Origin of the sequence: Cohnella candidum, assembly GCF_003713065.1 — a bacterium.
In the GTDB taxonomy this organism is placed as follows: Bacteria; Bacillota; Bacilli; order Paenibacillales; family Paenibacillaceae; genus Cohnella; species Cohnella candidum.
This window is the reverse complement of record NZ_CP033433.1, coordinates 1,903,776-1,921,147: the sequence shown is the minus strand read 5'-3', so window position 1 is coordinate 1,921,147 and position 17,372 is coordinate 1,903,776. Positions and strand designations below refer to the sequence as shown.

16 protein-coding genes are annotated in these 17,372 nt (G+C 60.2%); all 16 read left to right on the top strand.

Annotated elements, in window-relative coordinates; translation table 11 throughout:
* Positions 1-32 precede the first annotated feature (32 nt).
* The 16 genes from EAV92_RS09000 to EAV92_RS08925 all read left to right on the top strand — a co-directional run bounded on the left by EAV92_RS09000 (position 33) and on the right by EAV92_RS08925 (position 17,360).
* Entirely contained in the window at positions 33-1,274 is a 1,242-nt protein-coding gene (locus EAV92_RS09000) for a CCA tRNA nucleotidyltransferase (RefSeq protein ID WP_123040769.1), read from the top strand.
* A gap of 32 nt (positions 1,275-1,306) precedes the next feature.
* Entirely contained in the window at positions 1,307-2,287 is a 981-nt protein-coding gene (locus EAV92_RS08995; protein ID WP_123040768.1) for a biotin--[acetyl-CoA-carboxylase] ligase, read from the top strand.
* Positions 2,288-2,582: 295 nt separating this feature from the next.
* Positions 2,583-3,452 (top strand): 3-methyl-2-oxobutanoate hydroxymethyltransferase, encoded by an 870-nt coding sequence (panB, locus tag EAV92_RS08990; RefSeq protein WP_123040767.1) that lies wholly within the window; start codon positions 2,583-2,585, stop codon positions 3,450-3,452.
* Entirely contained in the window at positions 3,449-4,333 is an 885-nt protein-coding gene (gene panC, locus EAV92_RS08985; RefSeq protein WP_123040766.1) for a pantoate--beta-alanine ligase, read from the top strand. The genes panB and panC overlap by 4 nt, the downstream gene beginning before the upstream one ends.
* A 1-nt stretch (position 4,334) precedes the next feature.
* The gene (gene panD / locus EAV92_RS08980; protein WP_123040765.1) at positions 4,335-4,718 is read left to right on the top strand and encodes an aspartate 1-decarboxylase; all 384 of its coding nucleotides are present in this window, start codon (positions 4,335-4,337) and stop codon (positions 4,716-4,718) included.
* 66 nt (positions 4,719-4,784) lie between these two features.
* Entirely contained in the window at positions 4,785-5,420 is a 636-nt protein-coding gene (locus EAV92_RS08975) for a hypothetical protein (protein WP_123040764.1), read from the top strand.
* A gap of 43 nt (positions 5,421-5,463) precedes the next feature.
* Positions 5,464-8,367 (top strand): ATP-dependent DNA helicase DinG, encoded by a 2,904-nt coding sequence (dinG, locus tag EAV92_RS08970; RefSeq protein ID WP_123040763.1) that lies wholly within the window; start codon positions 5,464-5,466, stop codon positions 8,365-8,367.
* Positions 8,364-9,020, top strand: coding sequence for a redox-sensing transcriptional repressor Rex (locus EAV92_RS08965; protein ID WP_123040762.1), 657 nt, complete (start codon positions 8,364-8,366; stop codon positions 9,018-9,020). Before dinG ends, EAV92_RS08965 begins: the two co-directional genes overlap by 4 nt.
* Positions 9,017-10,321 carry an amidohydrolase gene (locus tag EAV92_RS08960; RefSeq protein ID WP_123040761.1) on the top strand — a complete coding sequence of 435 codons (1,305 nt, stop codon included), beginning with the start codon at positions 9,017-9,019 and terminating at the stop codon, positions 10,319-10,321. Before EAV92_RS08965 ends, EAV92_RS08960 begins: the two co-directional genes overlap by 4 nt.
* On the top strand, positions 10,318-10,845 hold the full coding sequence (locus tag EAV92_RS08955; RefSeq protein ID WP_123040760.1) for a cell wall elongation regulator TseB-like domain-containing protein: 528 nt from the start codon (positions 10,318-10,320) through the stop codon (positions 10,843-10,845). Before EAV92_RS08960 ends, EAV92_RS08955 begins: the two co-directional genes overlap by 4 nt.
* A 391-nt stretch (positions 10,846-11,236) precedes the next feature.
* Positions 11,237-11,770: a hypothetical protein gene (locus EAV92_RS08950; RefSeq protein ID WP_123040759.1), complete on the top strand. Its 534-nt coding sequence runs from the start codon at positions 11,237-11,239 to the stop codon at positions 11,768-11,770.
* A gap of 1 nt (position 11,771) precedes the next feature.
* Entirely contained in the window at positions 11,772-13,277 is a 1,506-nt protein-coding gene (locus EAV92_RS08945; RefSeq protein ID WP_123043649.1) for an AAA family ATPase, read from the top strand.
* A gap of 160 nt (positions 13,278-13,437) precedes the next feature.
* Positions 13,438-13,998: an RNA polymerase sigma factor gene (locus EAV92_RS08940; protein WP_241158487.1), complete on the top strand. Its 561-nt coding sequence runs from the start codon at positions 13,438-13,440 to the stop codon at positions 13,996-13,998.
* Complete coding sequence (locus EAV92_RS08935; protein ID WP_123040758.1) at positions 13,985-15,121, top strand: hypothetical protein; 1,137 nt, start codon at positions 13,985-13,987, stop codon at positions 15,119-15,121. The genes EAV92_RS08940 and EAV92_RS08935 overlap by 14 nt, the downstream gene beginning before the upstream one ends.
* Before the next feature lie 167 nt (positions 15,122-15,288).
* On the top strand, positions 15,289-16,161 hold the full coding sequence (locus tag EAV92_RS08930; RefSeq protein ID WP_123040757.1) for a 3-hydroxyacyl-CoA dehydrogenase family protein: 873 nt from the start codon (positions 15,289-15,291) through the stop codon (positions 16,159-16,161).
* Positions 16,158-17,360, top strand: a complete 1,203-nt coding sequence (locus EAV92_RS08925; RefSeq protein ID WP_123040756.1) for an acetate/propionate family kinase — start codon at positions 16,158-16,160, stop codon at positions 17,358-17,360. Before EAV92_RS08930 ends, EAV92_RS08925 begins: the two co-directional genes overlap by 4 nt.
* Positions 17,361-17,372: the final 12 nt, after the last annotated feature.

Sequence of the window (17,372 nt, the reverse complement as noted above, 5' to 3'; positions counted from 1 at the left end):
CTGAGCCCGACTTATACGGAGGGATCGGCCAAATGACCGATGCGGATGAACGGTTGTGGAGGATGGGGCTCGAGGTCGTTCGCAAGCTTCAGGAACGGGGATTCGAAGCCTATTTGGTCGGCGGCTGCGCCCGCGATCGGCTGCTGGGCCGGCCTCTCCATGACGTGGACGTCGCCACGTCCGCTCACCCTGAGCAGGTTGCCGCGTCGTTCGAGCGGGTGATCCCAACCGGACTACAGCACGGCACGGTAACGGTGATGCATGAAGGAACGCCGTTCGAGGTGACGACCTACCGTACGGAATCCGGCTACTCCGACGCGAGGAGGCCGGATTCCGTCGCGTTCGTGCGCGACATCCGGGAGGATTTGGCGCGGCGCGACTTCACGATCAACGCGATGGCGGCCGGGTTGGAGGGCGAATGGATCGATCCTTACGGAGGCCGCGAGGATTTGTCGGCGTGTATCGTCCGCTGCGTGGGAGACGCCGACCGCCGTTTCGGCGAGGACGCGCTCCGTATGGTGCGCGCGATCCGTTTCGCCGCCGCGTTCCGATTCCGGTTGGCGAAGTCGGTCTGGCGCGGCATCCGTTCGCAGGCCCAGCGCTTGCGCTTCGTGGCCATGGAGCGGATCGGCGCGGAGTGGGACAAGATGATGGCGGGCGCGGATCCTGACAGGGCTTGCCGGCTGCTCGCGAGAAGCGGGCTTATGGCGCATTTGAAGGAACCGCTGCCGGCCGGACTGAAGGCAGGCATGCTCGCTTATCGGACAGCGGCGGAAGTCGGGCCGAAGCTGCGGGACATCGCCGATACGGACGCCAGATGGATCGCCTGGCTGTCGCGGTGCGGTGCGGAGCCGGAGGAAGCGGTGCGGTTCTGCCGGACGATCCGCTTGAGCGGCAAGCGGGAGGCGAGGATCGGCCAAGGCGTCGCGTTCGCCCGACGGATGGCGGTTTCGCCGGGTGACCGGGCGACCTTCATTACGGCGGTCCTCGATTTCGGCAAGCCCGCCGCATCGGATTGGCTCGCGGCGATAGGAGCGGGGACCGGCAATGGTCATGGTCATGCAGCGCTCCTGAAATGCTTGGAGGAGCTTCCTGCGGATTCCGTCCGCCAGTTGGCGGTTCGCGGGGACGAATTGGCGCGGCATTGGGATCGCCCGGCCGGGCCGTGGGTCGCTAAGGTGCTTCGAAGCCTGCTGGAAGAAGTGGCCTTCGGACGCCTTCCGAACGACAACGCCGCATTGCTTCGGGCGGCGGAAGCTTTCAAAGAATCGTAAGTGCGAATGCAAGGACGAAGGAGGCGGGACGTTTGAGCGGAACTTCATTGCTGTCTCTGCTGGAGGCGGAAGCGGGAGCTTTCGTTTCCGGGGAGGAAATCAGCCGGCAGCTCGGCGTCAGCCGGACGGCGGTATGGAAACAGATCCGCAAGCTGGAAGCGGAAGGATACGAGATCGAGGCGGTTCCGAGGCTGGGATACCGGCTGAACGGACGGCCATCCCGGCTCTCGCTTCAAGAGCTGCTGCCCAAGCTCGTCACCCGGGAGTTCGGACGCCGCCTTAAGTTGTTCGACGATGTCGGCTCGACGCAGGACGAGCTTCGCAAGCTGGCCGAAGAGGGGGCTCCGCAGGGGACGCTGGTCGTCGCGGAGCGTCAGACGCAAGGCAGGGGAAGGATGGGCCGCTCCTGGCTGTCGCCGGCCGGCAAAGGCGTCTGGATGAGCCTTCTTCTGCGGCCCGAAATCCCGCTGCCGCTCACGCCGCAGCTGACCCTGCTGGCAGCCGTGGCTTTGAGCCGCGCCATCGCGCGGGTCGTTCCGTTGGAAATCGGCATAAAATGGCCGAATGATCTGCTCGTAAACGGTAAAAAAATAAGCGGGATCCTGCTTGAATCGTCCGCCGAGGACGAGCGGTTGAAATACGTCATCGTCGGCATGGGGATCTCGGCGAATCTGGATCCCGAAGATTATCCGGAGGAATTGCTCGATAAAGCCGTTTCCCTGAAAATGGCCTCCGGCCAGACGATCGACCGCAGCCGGCTGATCGCCGCCGTCATGGACGAATTCGAACGGTTGTACGACCTTTACCGGGATCGGGGCTTCGCGCCGATCCGTTCGTTGTGGGAAGCCCATTCGGTGACGCTGGGCCGTCCCGCCGTTCTCCGCACGCCGCAAGGAACGGTGGAGGGCGTGCCGGTCAGCCTCGACGAGTCCGGCGGTTTAAAGGTCAGGCTTGCGAACGGAGAGACGAAGACGGTGTTTTCCGCCGAGTTCGGGGAGACGACGGGGAGCTGACGCTCCCCTGCAGTCTATTGGACGGAAGCGGCGGTCCGTGATATACTGATCATGCGTGAGGTGGTATCGCCGTTAGGCGAACCGCACTTGCCGGAAGCGCAAGGCCAAGCCAACCGAATACCGTCAGAGGATACGCGGCGGATTCTGCTCAGAGCCGAAGGGACCGAGACAGAAGGACGTGTTCGACGTTCAATGTTGAGTAAACCTTTTTGCGCTGGGCAAAAGGTTTTTTTGCTTTTTCTGGAAAGGGAAAGAAACCAGGAGGACCATCCGGTAAACGAAGGAGGACCATCCCATGAAGCAAGCCTTAACCGTACCTAAAATCAAAGCGATGAAACAAGCGGGCAAGCCGATCGCCATGCTGACCGCTTATGATTTCCCTTCCGCGAAATTGGCGGAGGAAGCGGGCGTCGATATCATTCTGGTCGGCGATTCGCTGGGCAACGTCGTGCTCGGTTACGACACGACCGTGCCCGTCACGCTCGAAGATATGATCTACCACACCCGATCGGTCGTACGGGGAGCTCCCGGCACGATGATCGTGACCGATATGCCGTTCGCGACCTACCGCCTGGGCCCGGAAGAGACGCTGCGCAATGCCGCCCGTCTCCTGCGGGAAGGCGGCGCCCATGCCGTGAAGATGGAAGGCGGCGCCGACCTGGCCGAGGAAATCCGCAGGCTGACGGCCGCCGGCATTCCCGTGATCGGCCATCTGGGGCTGACGCCGCAATCCGTACACACGATCGGCGGCTATAAGGTGCAAGGCAAGGACCGCCATGAGGCGGAAAAACTGCTCGACGACGCCAAAGCGCTGGAGCAAGCCGGCGTGTTCGGCATCGTGCTCGAGCTCGTCACGGAACCGCTCGCGGCCGCCGTAACCAAGTCCGTCGGCGTGCCGACCATCGGCATCGGGGCGGGCAGGGGCTGCGACGGGCAGGTACTCGTTTATCACGACCTGATCCGTTACGGCTCGGGCATCCGCGACAAACGATTCGTCAAAACTTACGCCGACGTCGGCGAAACGATCCGCCAGGCGATTTCCGCTTACGTGAACGACGTCAAGACGCTCGGCTTCCCGGAAGAAAAACACGGCTTCCCGCTGGATGAAGCGTCCGCCAAGGAAATGGCGCTTGCGTCCCGCTTATATGGAGGAGAAAACCCATGACACCCAAGATCGTTCGGCAAATCGCCGAACTTCGGGAAGAAATCGCGGCTTACCGCCGCGGGAATCCGGACGGCCAAGTCGGCTTCGTGCCCACGATGGGTTACCTTCACGAAGGCCATGCCAGCTTAATCCGCCGTTCGGCGGGCGAGAATGGGCTCACCGTGCTCAGCATTTTCGTCAATCCGCTTCAATTCGGGCCGAACGAGGATTTCGACCGCTATCCGAAAGACGAACGGCGCGACCTCGCGGTGGCGTCCTCCGCCGGAGCGAACCTGGTGTTCATGCCGTCGGTGGAGGAAATGTACCCGGAACCGATGAGAACGAAGGTCACCGTGTCCGAAGTGACCGAACGGCTGTGCGGGGCCAGCCGCCCCGGCCATTTTGACGGCGTCGCGACGGTCGTATCGAAGCTGTTCCATATCGTGCAGCCGGATCGTGCCTATTTCGGCCTCAAGGATGCGCAGCAGGTGGCGGTCATTGCGCGCATGACGCGGGACCTGCACATGCCGATCGATATCGTGCCTTGCCCGACCGTACGGGAAGAAGACGGGCTTGCGCTTAGCTCCCGTAACGTGTATCTGACCCCGGAAGAGCGCAAGCAAGCGCTGGTGCTGTCGCAATCGCTCGCGCAAGTGCCGGGCTGGATCGAAGACGGCATGACCGAAGCGGAATTGGCCGTCCGGATCCGGGGCCGTATCCGTTCGCAACCGCTCGCCGATATCGATTACGTGGAAATCGCGACTTATCCGGATTTGAAGCAACCGGCGCCGGACCGTCCGCTGCGGGATTCGAATGTTCCGCTGCTCGTGGCTTTGGCCGTCCGTTTCGGCAAAACCCGATTGATCGATAACGTCCTATTGTTCCCTTCGGAGGTGAAATAATATGTTTCGTCAAATGATGAAATCGAAAATTCATCGCGCGACCGTGACCGAAGCCAACTTGAACTACGTCGGCAGCGTCACGATCGACCAGGATTTGATGGAGCTCGTGGACATTTTGCCCGACGAGAAAGTCCAAATCGTGAACAACAACAACGGCGCCCGTTTCGAAACGTACGCGATTCCCGGCCCGAGAGGCTCCGGCGTCATTTGCCTCAACGGCGCGGCGGCCCGCCTCGTACACCCGGGAGACCAGGTGATCATCATCGCCTACGGGTACGTGACGGATGAAGAATCGCGTTCGCACAAGCCGAAAATCGCTATCATGGATGAAGCCAACCGCCCTGTCAAATTGATGGCGGAGGAGCCGCATTCGACCGTTTGGTAACGCGTATGAAAGCACCCCCCGAAACGCAGAATGAGCATACAGCCACTGCGACAAGGGGGAACGCGCATGTCCATCATCCGGCAATGGTTCGAATCCCTGCACGAAGCGCTAGACGATCTGATTATCCGTTTTCCGAACGCTGCCGGCGAGGAACGGAGCCGGATGCAGGAACAGTGGAATACGCTCAAGTCGCTGAGCGACGACATCGTGGAAAGCTGGCTTCAATTCGAGGACAAATTGGCCGTATTCCGGGAACTGGACCAGCAGGGGGAGATCGCGCAGGAGCCGGAGCTTCTGCTCGGACCTTTCCAGAAAGGCCAAGGGTACTTCAAGCTCCATATGTTCGTCCAGGCCGCCGACCAACTGGAAGAAACGGTCCGGCATTATCCGGACATGTTGGCCGCGCGTCTGTACTTGGCCATGTCGCGCATGCATCTGAAGGAATGGGCCGAAGCGCAAAGGCATTTTCGCCTGATTGCCGCTTTAGCCGACGAGCCGAAGCTGCAAGCCATCGCGTTCAACGCGCTCGGGTGCATCCAGGCGGTGTTCGCGCATTTTGACCAGGCACAGCAATTTTTTCGCAAAGCGATCGAGGCCGATCCCTCGTTCGCCGATCCGCGCCGCAACTTGGAATGCTGCCGGAAAGGCGGGGGAGAGCTGCAACTGCAATTCGGCAGCGCGGAGCTTCAGGCAATGGTTTGAAGCTTAACCGCCGGCAGCAGGCCTTCGGGAAAGGAAGTCATACATGAAATTCGCCGTGCTCGATTTCGAGACGACGGGCATGTCCGATCAAAGAGACGAAATCATCCAGGCGGGACTCGCTGTCATTGACGAAGCGGGGACCGTCTGTTCCACGTTCTCCAGCTTCGTTAAGCCCGAGAAGCCCATTCCCGCCGAAATTTCCAAATTGACCGGAATCTCGGACGAAGACGTTCAAGACGCTCCGGACATCGAGGAAGTGCTGGCGCAGATGGTGCCGCTGCTCCAAGACGCCGTGCTGGTCGGGCACAACGTCGAATTCGACGCCCGCTTCCTGCAGGCCGCTCTAGATCGCAGCGGCTATTTGCCGTTCACCGGCCGGATGCTGGATACCGTCGAGCTGACGCGTTTGACGCATCCGATATTGCCGTCCTACCAACTCTCGGCGCTCACGCAGGCGTTCGGCATCGGCCATGACCGTCCACACCAGGCGGACAGCGACGCGCTGGCGACGGCGGAATTATTTTCGATCGGGTTGAATAAATTGCGCTCCTTGCCGATGCTCACGCTCCAGCGGCTCGGTTCACTTTTCGACGCCGAAGGAAGCGATTTGGGCTGGCTGATCGCGATGACGCTGCAAGACCGGGAAATCCGGCCGGCATTCCATGAAGAGGGCTACCACTATCATCGCCAATTCGCGATGAAGGTTGGCGATTGGAGCGACGATGCCGCGGCCAACCGGCAGGAAGACGCGAGCGACGTTGCGCGCCGGCTGGCGGAAACCTCTTTCGAGGATTTCTCCGAAGAAGTTCGGCGCAACCTGAAGGAACTTCTTCCGGCCTATGAATCCAGGGAAGGCCAGGATATCATGTTCGGCGAAGTGCTGCAGTCCCTCGAACAGGATTCCCATTTGCTCGTGGAAGCGGGCACGGGAACGGGAAAGTCGCTCGGCTATCTGCTTCCCTCTCTCTATTATGGTCTGAAGGAATCCAAAAAAATCGTCGTGACGACGCACACGATCCAGCTTCAGGAACAGCTTCGCCAACGGGATTTGCCGCTGCTGCAGAAGGTGCTGCCCGTATCGTTCCGCGCTTCGGTCTTCAAGGGTCGAAGCAACTACCTGTGTCTCCGCAAATTCGAAAACCGCGTTTCGGTGCCGGACTACGCGCTCGGCAAGGAAGACGCGGTGACCCGGGGAGCCATGACGGTATGGCTCTCGGAAACGTCCACCGGAGAGGGCGAGGAACTGAATCTCGGCCGCTCCAAGGAAGAGTGGGACGCTGTCGCCAGCGACGCGGCGTCTTGCCTGAACCGCTCTTGTCCGTGGTTCCACAAATGCTTCTATCACCGCGCGCGGAACGAGGCGGGCAAAGCGGACCTCGTCATCACGAACCATGCGCTCGTATTCACGGACATGCGCGCCGAGCACCGATTGCTGCCGTCCTACGACCGCTTGATCGTGGATGAAGCCCATCATCTGGAAGAAGTGGCGGGGCAGCATCTCGGACAGAAAACCGGCTACAACTCTCTCGCGATGCCGTTGCAGCGGCTCTGGAAAGATTCCCGGAACGGATTGATTCCACAATTGGCGACGGCACTCGCATCCGTTCCGCATGACCAAGCGCCCGCTTGGGTGGAGAAGGCGGAGCTCATGCCCGCCAAATTGAACGATATTCGGGAATCCTGGGAACGCTGGACGGAAGCGTTGTTCGGACTGTTGGCGGGCCAAGCCGCCGCCGACGAGACGGGCAGCCTGACGCTGCGCTTGAAGCAAGATGCGCTCCCGAAAGGGTGGGACGCCATTCGCGTGGACGCGGACAACGCCATCCAGCTGATGTCCGACTTCATCCGGCCGATGGAGAAGCTGATCGCGGAAATCCGTGAAGAAACCGACGATTATTCGCTGCAGGGCCTTCTGACGGACCTGAGCGGCGTCGTGAAAGACGTGGCTGCGGTCCGGGCGGACTTGTCTTCGTTCGTCACGATGGGCGAAGCCGGCTATGTCTACTGGGCGGAAGCGCACTTCCAATACCGCGGCCGGTCCGTGTGGATGTACGGCGTGCCCGCCGACGTGAGCGCTCTGCTGAAGGAAGGCCTGTTCGACCGCAAGGCGAGCGTCGTCATGACGTCCGCGACTTTGACGGTAGACAAATCGTTTCAATATGTGACGGAGCAGCTGGGCCTTGCCGAGTCGGAGAAGGAAGGCCGGCTCCGGACCTCGCAGCTGCCGTCCCCGTTCCGCTATCGCGAACAAGCCCTCGTGCTCATTCCGAGGGATTTTCCGGGTATCCGGGGCAAGGACGGCGACGCCGCGTTCGTGCAGGCCTTGACCGATTCGCTGCGCGACGTGGCCCAAACCGTCGGCGGACGCATGCTCGTCCTGTTTACGTCGCATCGTATGCTGAAGACGGTATACGGTCCGCTCAAGGAAAGCTTGGAGCCCGCCGGCATCCAGGTGCTCGGCCAGGGAATCGACGGCTCGAGCCGCAGCCGTCTGACCAAGCAATTCCGCGACCAGCCGGCGTCGGTGCTGCTGGGTACGAGCAGCTACTGGGAAGGCGTCGATTTGCCGGGAGATGCGCTCACGTGCTTGGCTATCGTACGATTGCCCTTCCAGCCTCCGAACCATCCGGTGGTCGAGGCGAAGTCGGAAAAGCTGCAAGCGGAGAAGAAAAACCCGTTCATGAAGCTGTCGCTTCCGCAGGCGGTCATCCGTTTCAAGCAGGGCTTCGGCAGACTGGTGCGCACCGCGACCGACCGGGGGATCGTCATTTTGTACGACACCAGGGTCATCGACACGAGCTACGGGAAATACTTCCTGTACTCGCTGCCCGGACCGAAAATGGAGCATTTGCCGACGGCCGGCATGGCGGACCGGGTCAAGCAGTGGCTTGACGAGGGAAGGCCGGAAACCGTCAAACCAGCGGACGAAGGGGGAGAAGCCGGATGAAGCAGGAGAAAATATCGGAGGCGGTCGTGCGGCGGCTGCCGGTATATTTGAGGTTTCTGAACGAGCTCAGCCTATCCGACGTCCAAACGGTATCGTCTCAGGATCTCGGCGAGAAGCTGGACCTCAATCCCGCGCAAATCCGCAAAGATTTGGCCTATTTCGGGGAATTCGGACGCAAAGGCGTCGGTTACAACGTGGCCTATTTGATCGAGAAGATCCGCCACATCCTCAAATTGGACAAAACGCTCAACGTGGCCCTCGTCGGCACCGGCAACCTGGGGCGCGCGTTGTGCAATTACAACATGTACACGAAAGACAACATGAAAATCGTCGCCGTTTTCGACGCCGATGCAGGCAAAACGGGCACGAAAATCAACCAGATGACCGTGCAGCCGATGTCGGAGCTCAGCGAGACGGTGGACAGGCTCGGCATCGCGATCGGGATCATCACCGTTCCGGCCATCGAGGCGCAGAACGTGGCGGACCGGTTCGTAGCCGCGGGAATCAAGGGCATCCTGAATTTCGCGCCGTCCGTCTTGAAAGTGCCCGCAGGCGTTCGGATCCACTACGCCGACTTTACGGCGGAACTGCTCAGCTTGGCCTATTACATGGATTATGAAAAGCGAAAAGAACAAGGGGACGTCGAAGAATGAAAAGATGGCTGATCACGAACGGATATTTCGCGACCATGGACGATACTCGTCCGCTGTTCAAAGGCTGGATGGCGGTTGAAGGATCGCGCATCGCGGACATGGGAGAAGGGGAGGCGCCTGCGGAGTGGCTGGAGGCTGCCGCCGAAACGGTGGACGGCCAAGACTTGCTGTTCCTGCCCGGGCTGGTCAACACGCACGGACACGCCGCGATGTCCCTTCTTCGCGGCTATGCGGACGATCTGGCGCTGCAGGACTGGCTGCAGAACCATATGTGGCCGATGGAAGCCAAGTTCACCGGTGACGACGTATACTGGGGCAGCGCCTTGGCCGCGGCGGAAATGATCAAAACCGGAACGACGACGTTCCTGGATATGTACGACCACATGCACCGGGTCGGCGAAGTCGTGGACCAGTCCGGCTTGCGCGCCGTGCTGACGCGCGGCATGATCGGCATGGTGCCGGAGGACGTCCAGAAGGCGAAACTGCAGGACGCCGTCACCTTCGCCCGCGAATGGCACGGCGCCGCCGACGGGCGCATTACGGTCATGATGTGTCCGCACGCGCCTTACACGTGCCCGCCCGATTTCATCGTGAAAGTCGTGGAAGCCGCGCATGAATTGAACCTTTCCCTGCACACGCACATGTCGGAAACGAGGTTCGAAGTCGAGCAAAACGTCCGAGATTACGGGGTGCGCCCGCCGGAGCATTTGGACCGTCTCGGCTTCTTCAGCCGTCCCGCGCTCGTCGCCCACGCCGTCCATCTGACGGACGAGGAGATCGCCCTTCTGGCGGAACGGAACGTCGCCGTCTCGCATAACCCGGTCAGCAACCTGAAGCTGGCTAGCGGAGTGGCGCGCGTGCCGGAACTTCTCGCGGCTGGCGTGACCGTGGGTCTCGGGACGGACAGCGTGGCAAGCAACAACAATCTGGACCTGTTCGAGGAGATCCGCCTTGCCGCCCTGCTTCATAAAGGCGTCACCGGGGACCCGACCGTCATTCCGGCCGCGGAGGCTCTCCGCCTCGGCACGACTTACGGTGCCCGCGCGCTCGGCTTGGAAGGGCAGACCGGCATCTTGAAGCCCGGCATGAAGGCCGACTTCATCGCGGTATCGACGGCGCAAACCCATTTCGTGCCCCGCACCGACTTGATTTCCCATCTTGTTTATGCAGCGTCGGGCTCCGACGTGAAGCACGTTTGGGCGGACGGCCGGCAGCTATTGCGGGGCGGCGAGCTGCTTACGCTCGATGAGGAAAGGATTCGCTACGAAGCGCAAGCCTGCTTCGAGAGGCTCAGGGGATGAGCCTCAGCCGAACGGAAAGCAGGCGCAGGCTGACTTCCCTCTCCATGGGAAAGTGGGTCGCCGCGGGCATCGTTTTCGTCGCGCTGCTCGTCCTGGCGTTCGTCCTTTACGTCCGAACGGCGGATTCGAGTTATCGCGCGGATGAACGGAGAGCGGTCACCATCGCCAAAGTCCAAGGCGGGTTGACCGATATCGACCAGGCCGTCTGGTATACCTGGGATGACTCGCTGTGGATCGTATCCGGCCAAGACAAGGACGGCCAGTCGTGGATCCTGTGGGAACGCAGCGACGGCATCGTCAAAGAGAAGGCGTCCGACGGCTATACCGAATCGCGAATCCGGGAACGATTCGCCGCCGATCGGCCCGCGGCGGTGCCGCTTCGCGTCCAGCCGGGCTGGTTCGGCGGTATGCCGGCGTGGGAAATCCGCTATCGCAAATCGCCCGCTTCGGATCAGCAGGGCATCGATTTTTATTCGTTTAAAGAAGGTGCTTTACTGAAAGCCTACGATCTCCCCGGCAATTAAAGGGGAAAGAGGCCGTATGATGCTGAGATTGCCGCATTTCACCCTTTCGAAGGGAGCGAAATGCGGCTTTTTTGCATACGGATATGCTTGCTAACTATCTATCAAATCGTCTATCAAACTTTATAGCAAAAATGAGAATACTTTCATGACACCGGACGTTTAAGATGACGTATAATAGGTTATACAAACGATCTGCCGCCGGCCGTAACCGATATCCGCCCCTCCTTTCGACGGGGCGTTTTTCATTGGCGTTCTTGCCAAGCTTTTGATCACCAAACCGGCGGTTAAAACTGATATACTCGTTGCTATACGCTTGCGTTTCTATTCGTCATTTAACCATGATCGTACTTTCCTATAAATACAGCAAAAATATGAAGGAGGACAACGCGATATGAAAATCAAAATGGTGCCGCTTGCGATTACGGCCGCGCTGTCGGCGTCGCTCTTGTTCGGCGGATGGATCACGTACCGGCATTACGGCGTCGAGCAGCCGCTGGACCGCGTGGCGGAATCGGTTAACGGCGTCCAATCGGCCGCGGCTTCCATGACGTCCGGCCAAATCGTCCTTAACGTGAAGTTGAAACCCGACGCGGACCTCGCCGAAGTCTACCGCAAGGTCAAGGAAGAAGGCGCCGGCCAAATCGGCGGCAAAAAGCTCGAGTTCAACGTGGAATCGGAAACGTCCGATCAGCTCGAGAAAGCCTGGAGCTATTCGCTGTTCGATGTGGCGCAGGCCATGGAAACGCGCCATTATTCCGAGATTCGGGATGCCATGGACAAGCTGTCCGCACGTTTTCCGGGCGTGACCGCGACGACCGACATGGACGATGACAACGTATATATCCGGCTCGTGGACGGGAAAACGGCGAAGTTCGTCGTGCTCCCTCGCGAGGCGGCAAGTTTGGGGGTATGGCCGAATGCGTAAGCTGAAAACATACGGGAAAGAAATCGCCATCGGCTTCGTTCCCGTTTTCCTGTTATTCCTGATGTACGTCGGGGTTTCCCCGATGCCCATCATCACCTTATTGCTCGTTTCCACTGCGCTGTTCTTCCTTACGAAGGCGCGCGGAGGCATCGCCGTCGGCGCGATGAACAAGAAAAGCGCCGCCAAGGTGCCGACTTTCCTCTCCTTCGACGATATCGGCGGACAGGAACAAGCGAAGAAAGAATTGACGGAAGCGCTCGAATTCATGGTCAAACGCGAGGAAATCAAGAAGCTGGGCATCCGCCCGCTGAAGGGCATTCTGCTGACCGGGCCTCCAGGGACCGGCAAAACGCTGCTCGCGAAGGCGGCGGCGCATTTCACGAAGTCCGCGTTCGTGGCCGCATCCGGCAGCGAATTCGTTGAAATGTACGTCGGCGTCGGCGCCAGCCGGATCCGGGACCTGTTCAAGGAAGCCCGCGCCCAGGCCGCGAAGCTGAAGCTCAATTCCGCCGTCGTCTTCATTGACGAAATCGACGGCATCGGCGGCAAACGCGACGGCGGTCAGCATCGGGAATACGACCAAACGCTGAACCAGCTGCTTACCGAGATGGACGGCATCCAAGGCAACGAAAACATCCGTATTCTGCTCATCGCGGCGACGAACCGGAAAGAGCTGCTGGATCCCGCATTGCTCCGTCCCGGCCGTTTCGACCGTCATATCCAAGTCGATCTGCCGGACAAGAAAGGCCGCGAGCATATTCTGCAGCTTCATGCCCGCAACAAGCCTCTCGAAGAGGGCGTATCGCTCGACCGGGTGGCGGAGGAAACGTTCGGCTTCTCCGGCGCCCAATTGGAGAGCGTCATGAACGAAGCGGCCATCTATGCGCTGCGTGAAGAACGCGAGCAGTTGAGCCAGACGGATTTGACGCAAGCGATCGACAAAGTCATGATGGGCGAGCGGACGGACCGGGAGACGACCCGGGAAGAACGCGAGCGCGTCGCCATGCACGAGCTCGGGCACGCCATCATGGCGGAGGTTCTCCGTCCCGGCAGCGTCGCGCAAGTGTCGCTTACGCCGAGGGGCCAGGCGCTGGGCTATGTGCGCCACCACCCCCGCAAGGACAGCTACCTGTACACGAAACAGACGCTGGAGGATCAAATCATGATCGCCCTGGGCGGAGCCGCGGCCGAGGAATTGATTTACGGCGGACGCAGCACCGGCTCGAGGGGGGACTTCGAGCAGGCGACCGGCATCGTGAAGACGCTGATCGAATCCGGCATGTCGGAGCTCGGCATCATCCATCCGCAAGCGTTGACGCAGGTAGAATGGGCGAAGGAGAACGCCAACATTTTGAACGGGTTGATGGACCGTACGCGCAAGCATCTGGGAGAGAACCGCGCGAAGTTCGACCAGTTGCTGTCCATCCTTGTGAAGGAAGAGACGCTGTCGGGAGACCGGCTTCGCGAATGTTTGGCCGTCTCTCCGGCGAATCCCGTCGCCTCTTAAATTTTGCCTAAAGGGCCTTCCCAAACCGATGGGAAAGGCCCTTTTTTTCGCGGATTTCAGGTATAGTATCGAAAGGACGGCAACTTTCCCGCTTGGCATGCGTCCGAATGATTGAACCGGATCCGATTTCGGATCGTCTAAGGAATTGAGGTGCTGGGCTTTGAACTCCGAGACGAATATGGACTACTTGAAATACATGGTGGAAACGGACGACCCGAAGGCGCTGCTGGAAGAGCTGATGACCGCCTACGGCAAGGAAGTTTGGAATTACGCGTACAGCATCACCCGCAAATGGGATATGGCCGACGACATCAGCCAGGAAGTGTTCATCAAGGTTTACCGGCACATTCACGCTTTCCGGCGGGACGCCTCCGTCAAAACTTGGCTGCTTACGATAACGCGCAATACCGCGATCGATTTTCAGCGTTCCGCATTTTTACGCAAGGTGACGTTATCCGATTGGCTGGAGGAGAGGGGAGAGAACCGTTCGGTCGAGCAGGAATCGATGGAAAAATGGGCCATGAGCGAAATGTGGGACATGGTGCTTCAACTTCCGGCGAAATACCGGGAAGCGATCATCCTGTTCGCCCACCATCAACTTTCCATGAAGGAAATGGCCGACGTTCTCGGAGTCACGGAAGGAACCGTTAAATCCCGGTTGTTCCACGCCCGCCAAAAACTAGCCAAGATGAAGGAGCAGAGCGAACATGGACCTAAGTGACAAGGAACTGAAGGAACAGCTGGGACGTGACCCGTTCGCGCGGGCCGGATTCGATGAAGAGCTGAAAAAGAAGATCCGGGAGCGCATCGACGCGGAACGGGGCGGACGAAGGTCTCCGCGCCGGTTCGCTTGGCGCCTGCCCGCGGCGGCATTCGCATCGTTCGCTTTGATCCTTCTCGGGATTTGGCTGTGGAACGGCCCGTTGGAGCGGGGGCGGCAGTCGGAAGAAGCGATCGCGTCGCCGGTACAGGCAAGCACGCCGGTGCCTACTGCGCTCGCGTCGCCCAAAGCTACGCCATATGCTCTCCTCATCGGACTTCGGACCGACCGCAAGGAATCGGGGTCCTTCCCGACGAGCCGCTACCGGACGGTGCTGGTGGCCCCGAAGGGCAGCGATCCCGACGAGCTTGGCTTGATGGCGAACACCGCCGGATTGTACATGCCGTATGGGCAAAATTTTTGGCATATCGCCGCGGTGGAATCGGCGGACGGCCGGCAAACGCTGCAAGCGACCCAGGCAACGAACCGGAAATCGACCAAGCTCGATGCCGCGGTCGCGGTGCCCGATTATCTGCTCTCCGAACGGGTTCTCTACGCCGGCAACGCCTACTTGGCCGTGGAATCTACCGTCAAAGACGGACAGGGAGCACCCGCCGTCAACTGGTGGGTCAAACATATCAACCAGATCAACTTGAAGGCGAAGACGGCTGCTTCGGAACCGCATACCGCCCTCCGCGACTTGTTTCCGAATGCCGAGCCTTCGGTCGCCGGCGTTCAGCAATGGAGCGTGAGCAGGAATCCGGGACAATGGGTAGCGGTATCCAAGACGGTCGACGGTCTGCCCTCGGCATTGCCGTCGCAGCTTGTCCAGCACGACGTGCTTACGATGTCCTGGGAGGATATCCAGGCGATCGAGCCCGGCGCACAGGACGCGTTCACTTACGGCAACGTGCTGGGCGTCGTGACGGGCCGTGAAATCCGCGTTCATGCCGTGCGGGAAGGGAAGTCCGTTTCGCCGGACACGGTCAGCATTCCTCTCGGGGCAGGAGAATCCGTAGTGATGGTCCAGTGGGCGCAAGACGGGTACGTCCAGCGCTGGATTACCTACATGAGAGGGCTTTAGGTCCATCATTTCGCATGTCAAAGAATCGTCCGGGGCTTGCTTGGCCTCCGGACGATTTTTGTCGTTGAACCGCCGCGCGCTCCATTACCGTGTGACTTCCCGTTATGATAAGATGGGAATATCCCGTTTACGGAATGGTTTAACGTCGCAGGGGGAGGACGAACAACATGTTTCGCACGATCGGAGTCGTAGGCGCGGGCACGATGGGCCGGAGCATCGCCGAGATGCTGGCCGTCAAGGGATTGGACGTGCTTCTCGTCGAGAAGTCCCAGGAGCATCTGGAATCGGCGCTGGAGATGCTGGAAGCGAGCCTGGACCGCCAAATGGAAAGATGGGCGATCACGGCCGCGGAGAAGAAGCTGATCCTGAACCGCATACATAAGCAAAAATCTCTGCAGGATCTCGGAGAATGCGATCTGGTCATCGAGACCGTCAGCGAGGATTTGGATCTGAAAAAACAAGTGTTCGAAGAGCTCGACCGCTTTTTGCCGGAGACGTCGGTGCTCGCCAGCAACACGTCGACGCTTAGTTTAACGGAGCTGGCCGGCGTCACGCAGCATCCCGAGCGGGTCATCGGCATGCATTTCGTCTATCCGGCGTTCCGGGTCGACGTGGTGGAAATCATCCGGGGGCTGCAAACGTCGGACGACACGTTCGACAGAACGAAAAGCTTTACCGAAATGGTCCTCGACAAAAAAGGGGTCATGGTGTACGAGTCCCCGGGCTTCGTCACGACCCGGCTCATCTGTCTGTTGATCAACGAAGCGCTGCATCTGATGGAGGAAGGCGTCGCGTCGCCGGAAGACATCGACACCGCGATGCGGATCGGCTATCAGTTCGAGCGCGGCCCGCTCGAGATGGCGGACCGGTTCGGCCTTGATTCCGTTTTGGCCGCGCTGGAACGGATGTTCCGGGAATACGGGGAGCTCAAATACCGTCCGTCATTCCTGCTTAAGAAGAAGGTGCGCGCCGGCCAGCTCGGCGTCAAAACCGGGGTCGGCTTTTTCCAATACGGCAAGGACGGTGACAGGCTCCCATGAAGGTATTGGTCATCAACTCGGGAAGCTCCTCCTTGAAATACCAGCTCTATGACATGGAAGACGAGTCCGTCATGGCGAAGGGCCGGGTGGAACGGATCGGCATGGAATCGTCCATCTTGTCCCACGAGGTGGAGAACAAGCCGGAGATCCGCGAAGTCAGCGAAATCCTCGACCACACGACGGCCGTCCGGAAAGTGCTCGACATGCTGACGCACCGGGATTTCGGCGTGCTCGGTTCGATCCGCGAAATCCAAGCCGTCGGGCACCGGGTCGTGCACGGAGGCGAGTCGTTCGGCGAGTCGGCATTGGTGACGCAGGAAGTGAAGCTGGAGATCCGCCGGCTGTTCGATTTGGCGCCGCTGCACAATCCGGCTCACATGACGGGGATCACCGCCGTTGAGGCGAACCTCCCGGACGTCCCTCAGGCCGTCGTATTCGATACGGCGTTTCACCAATCGATGCCGCCGACCTCGTATTTGTACGCGATCCCCACGGTACTCTACAGGAAGCACAAAATCCGCCGTTACGGCTTCCACGGCACCTCCGTGGATTACGTCGTCCGAGGCGCGGCGGAGCTGCTCGGCCGGCCGCTCGCGGACCTGAAGCTGGTCGTCTGCCACATCGGCAACGGCGCCAGCTGCACGGCCGTGCTCCACGGCAAATCGTACGACACGAGCATGGGCATGACGCCGCTTGAAGGCTTGATGATGGGGACCCGCAGCGGCGACCTGGATCCGGCCGTCGTTCCGTTCACGATCAACAAGGAAGACCTGACGCTGAACGAAGTGAATTCGATGCTGAACAAGCACAGCGGCCTGCTCGCGGTTTCCGGCGTCAGCAGCGACATGCGCGAGGTCGTGCAGGCGATGAACGAAGGCAACGAGAGTGCGAGGCTCGCCTTCGAGATGTACGCCTACCGCATTCGCAAATACATCGGCGCATACGCCGCCGCCATGAACGGCTTGGACGCCGTCGTGTTTACCGCGGGCGTCGGGGAAAATTCCGACGTGCTCCGCAAGCGGGTATGCGAAGGCCTGTCTTTCTTCGGTCTCGCGCTCGACGAACAGCGCAATGCGGAACGTTCCGGCGAGCCGAGGAAGATCACGACCGATGACTCTAAGGTGGCTGCGCTGGTCGTGCCCACGAACGAGGAACTGCTGATCGCCCGCGACACCTACCGTCTGGTGCGGCAATCCTGAGGCGGTTTCGCG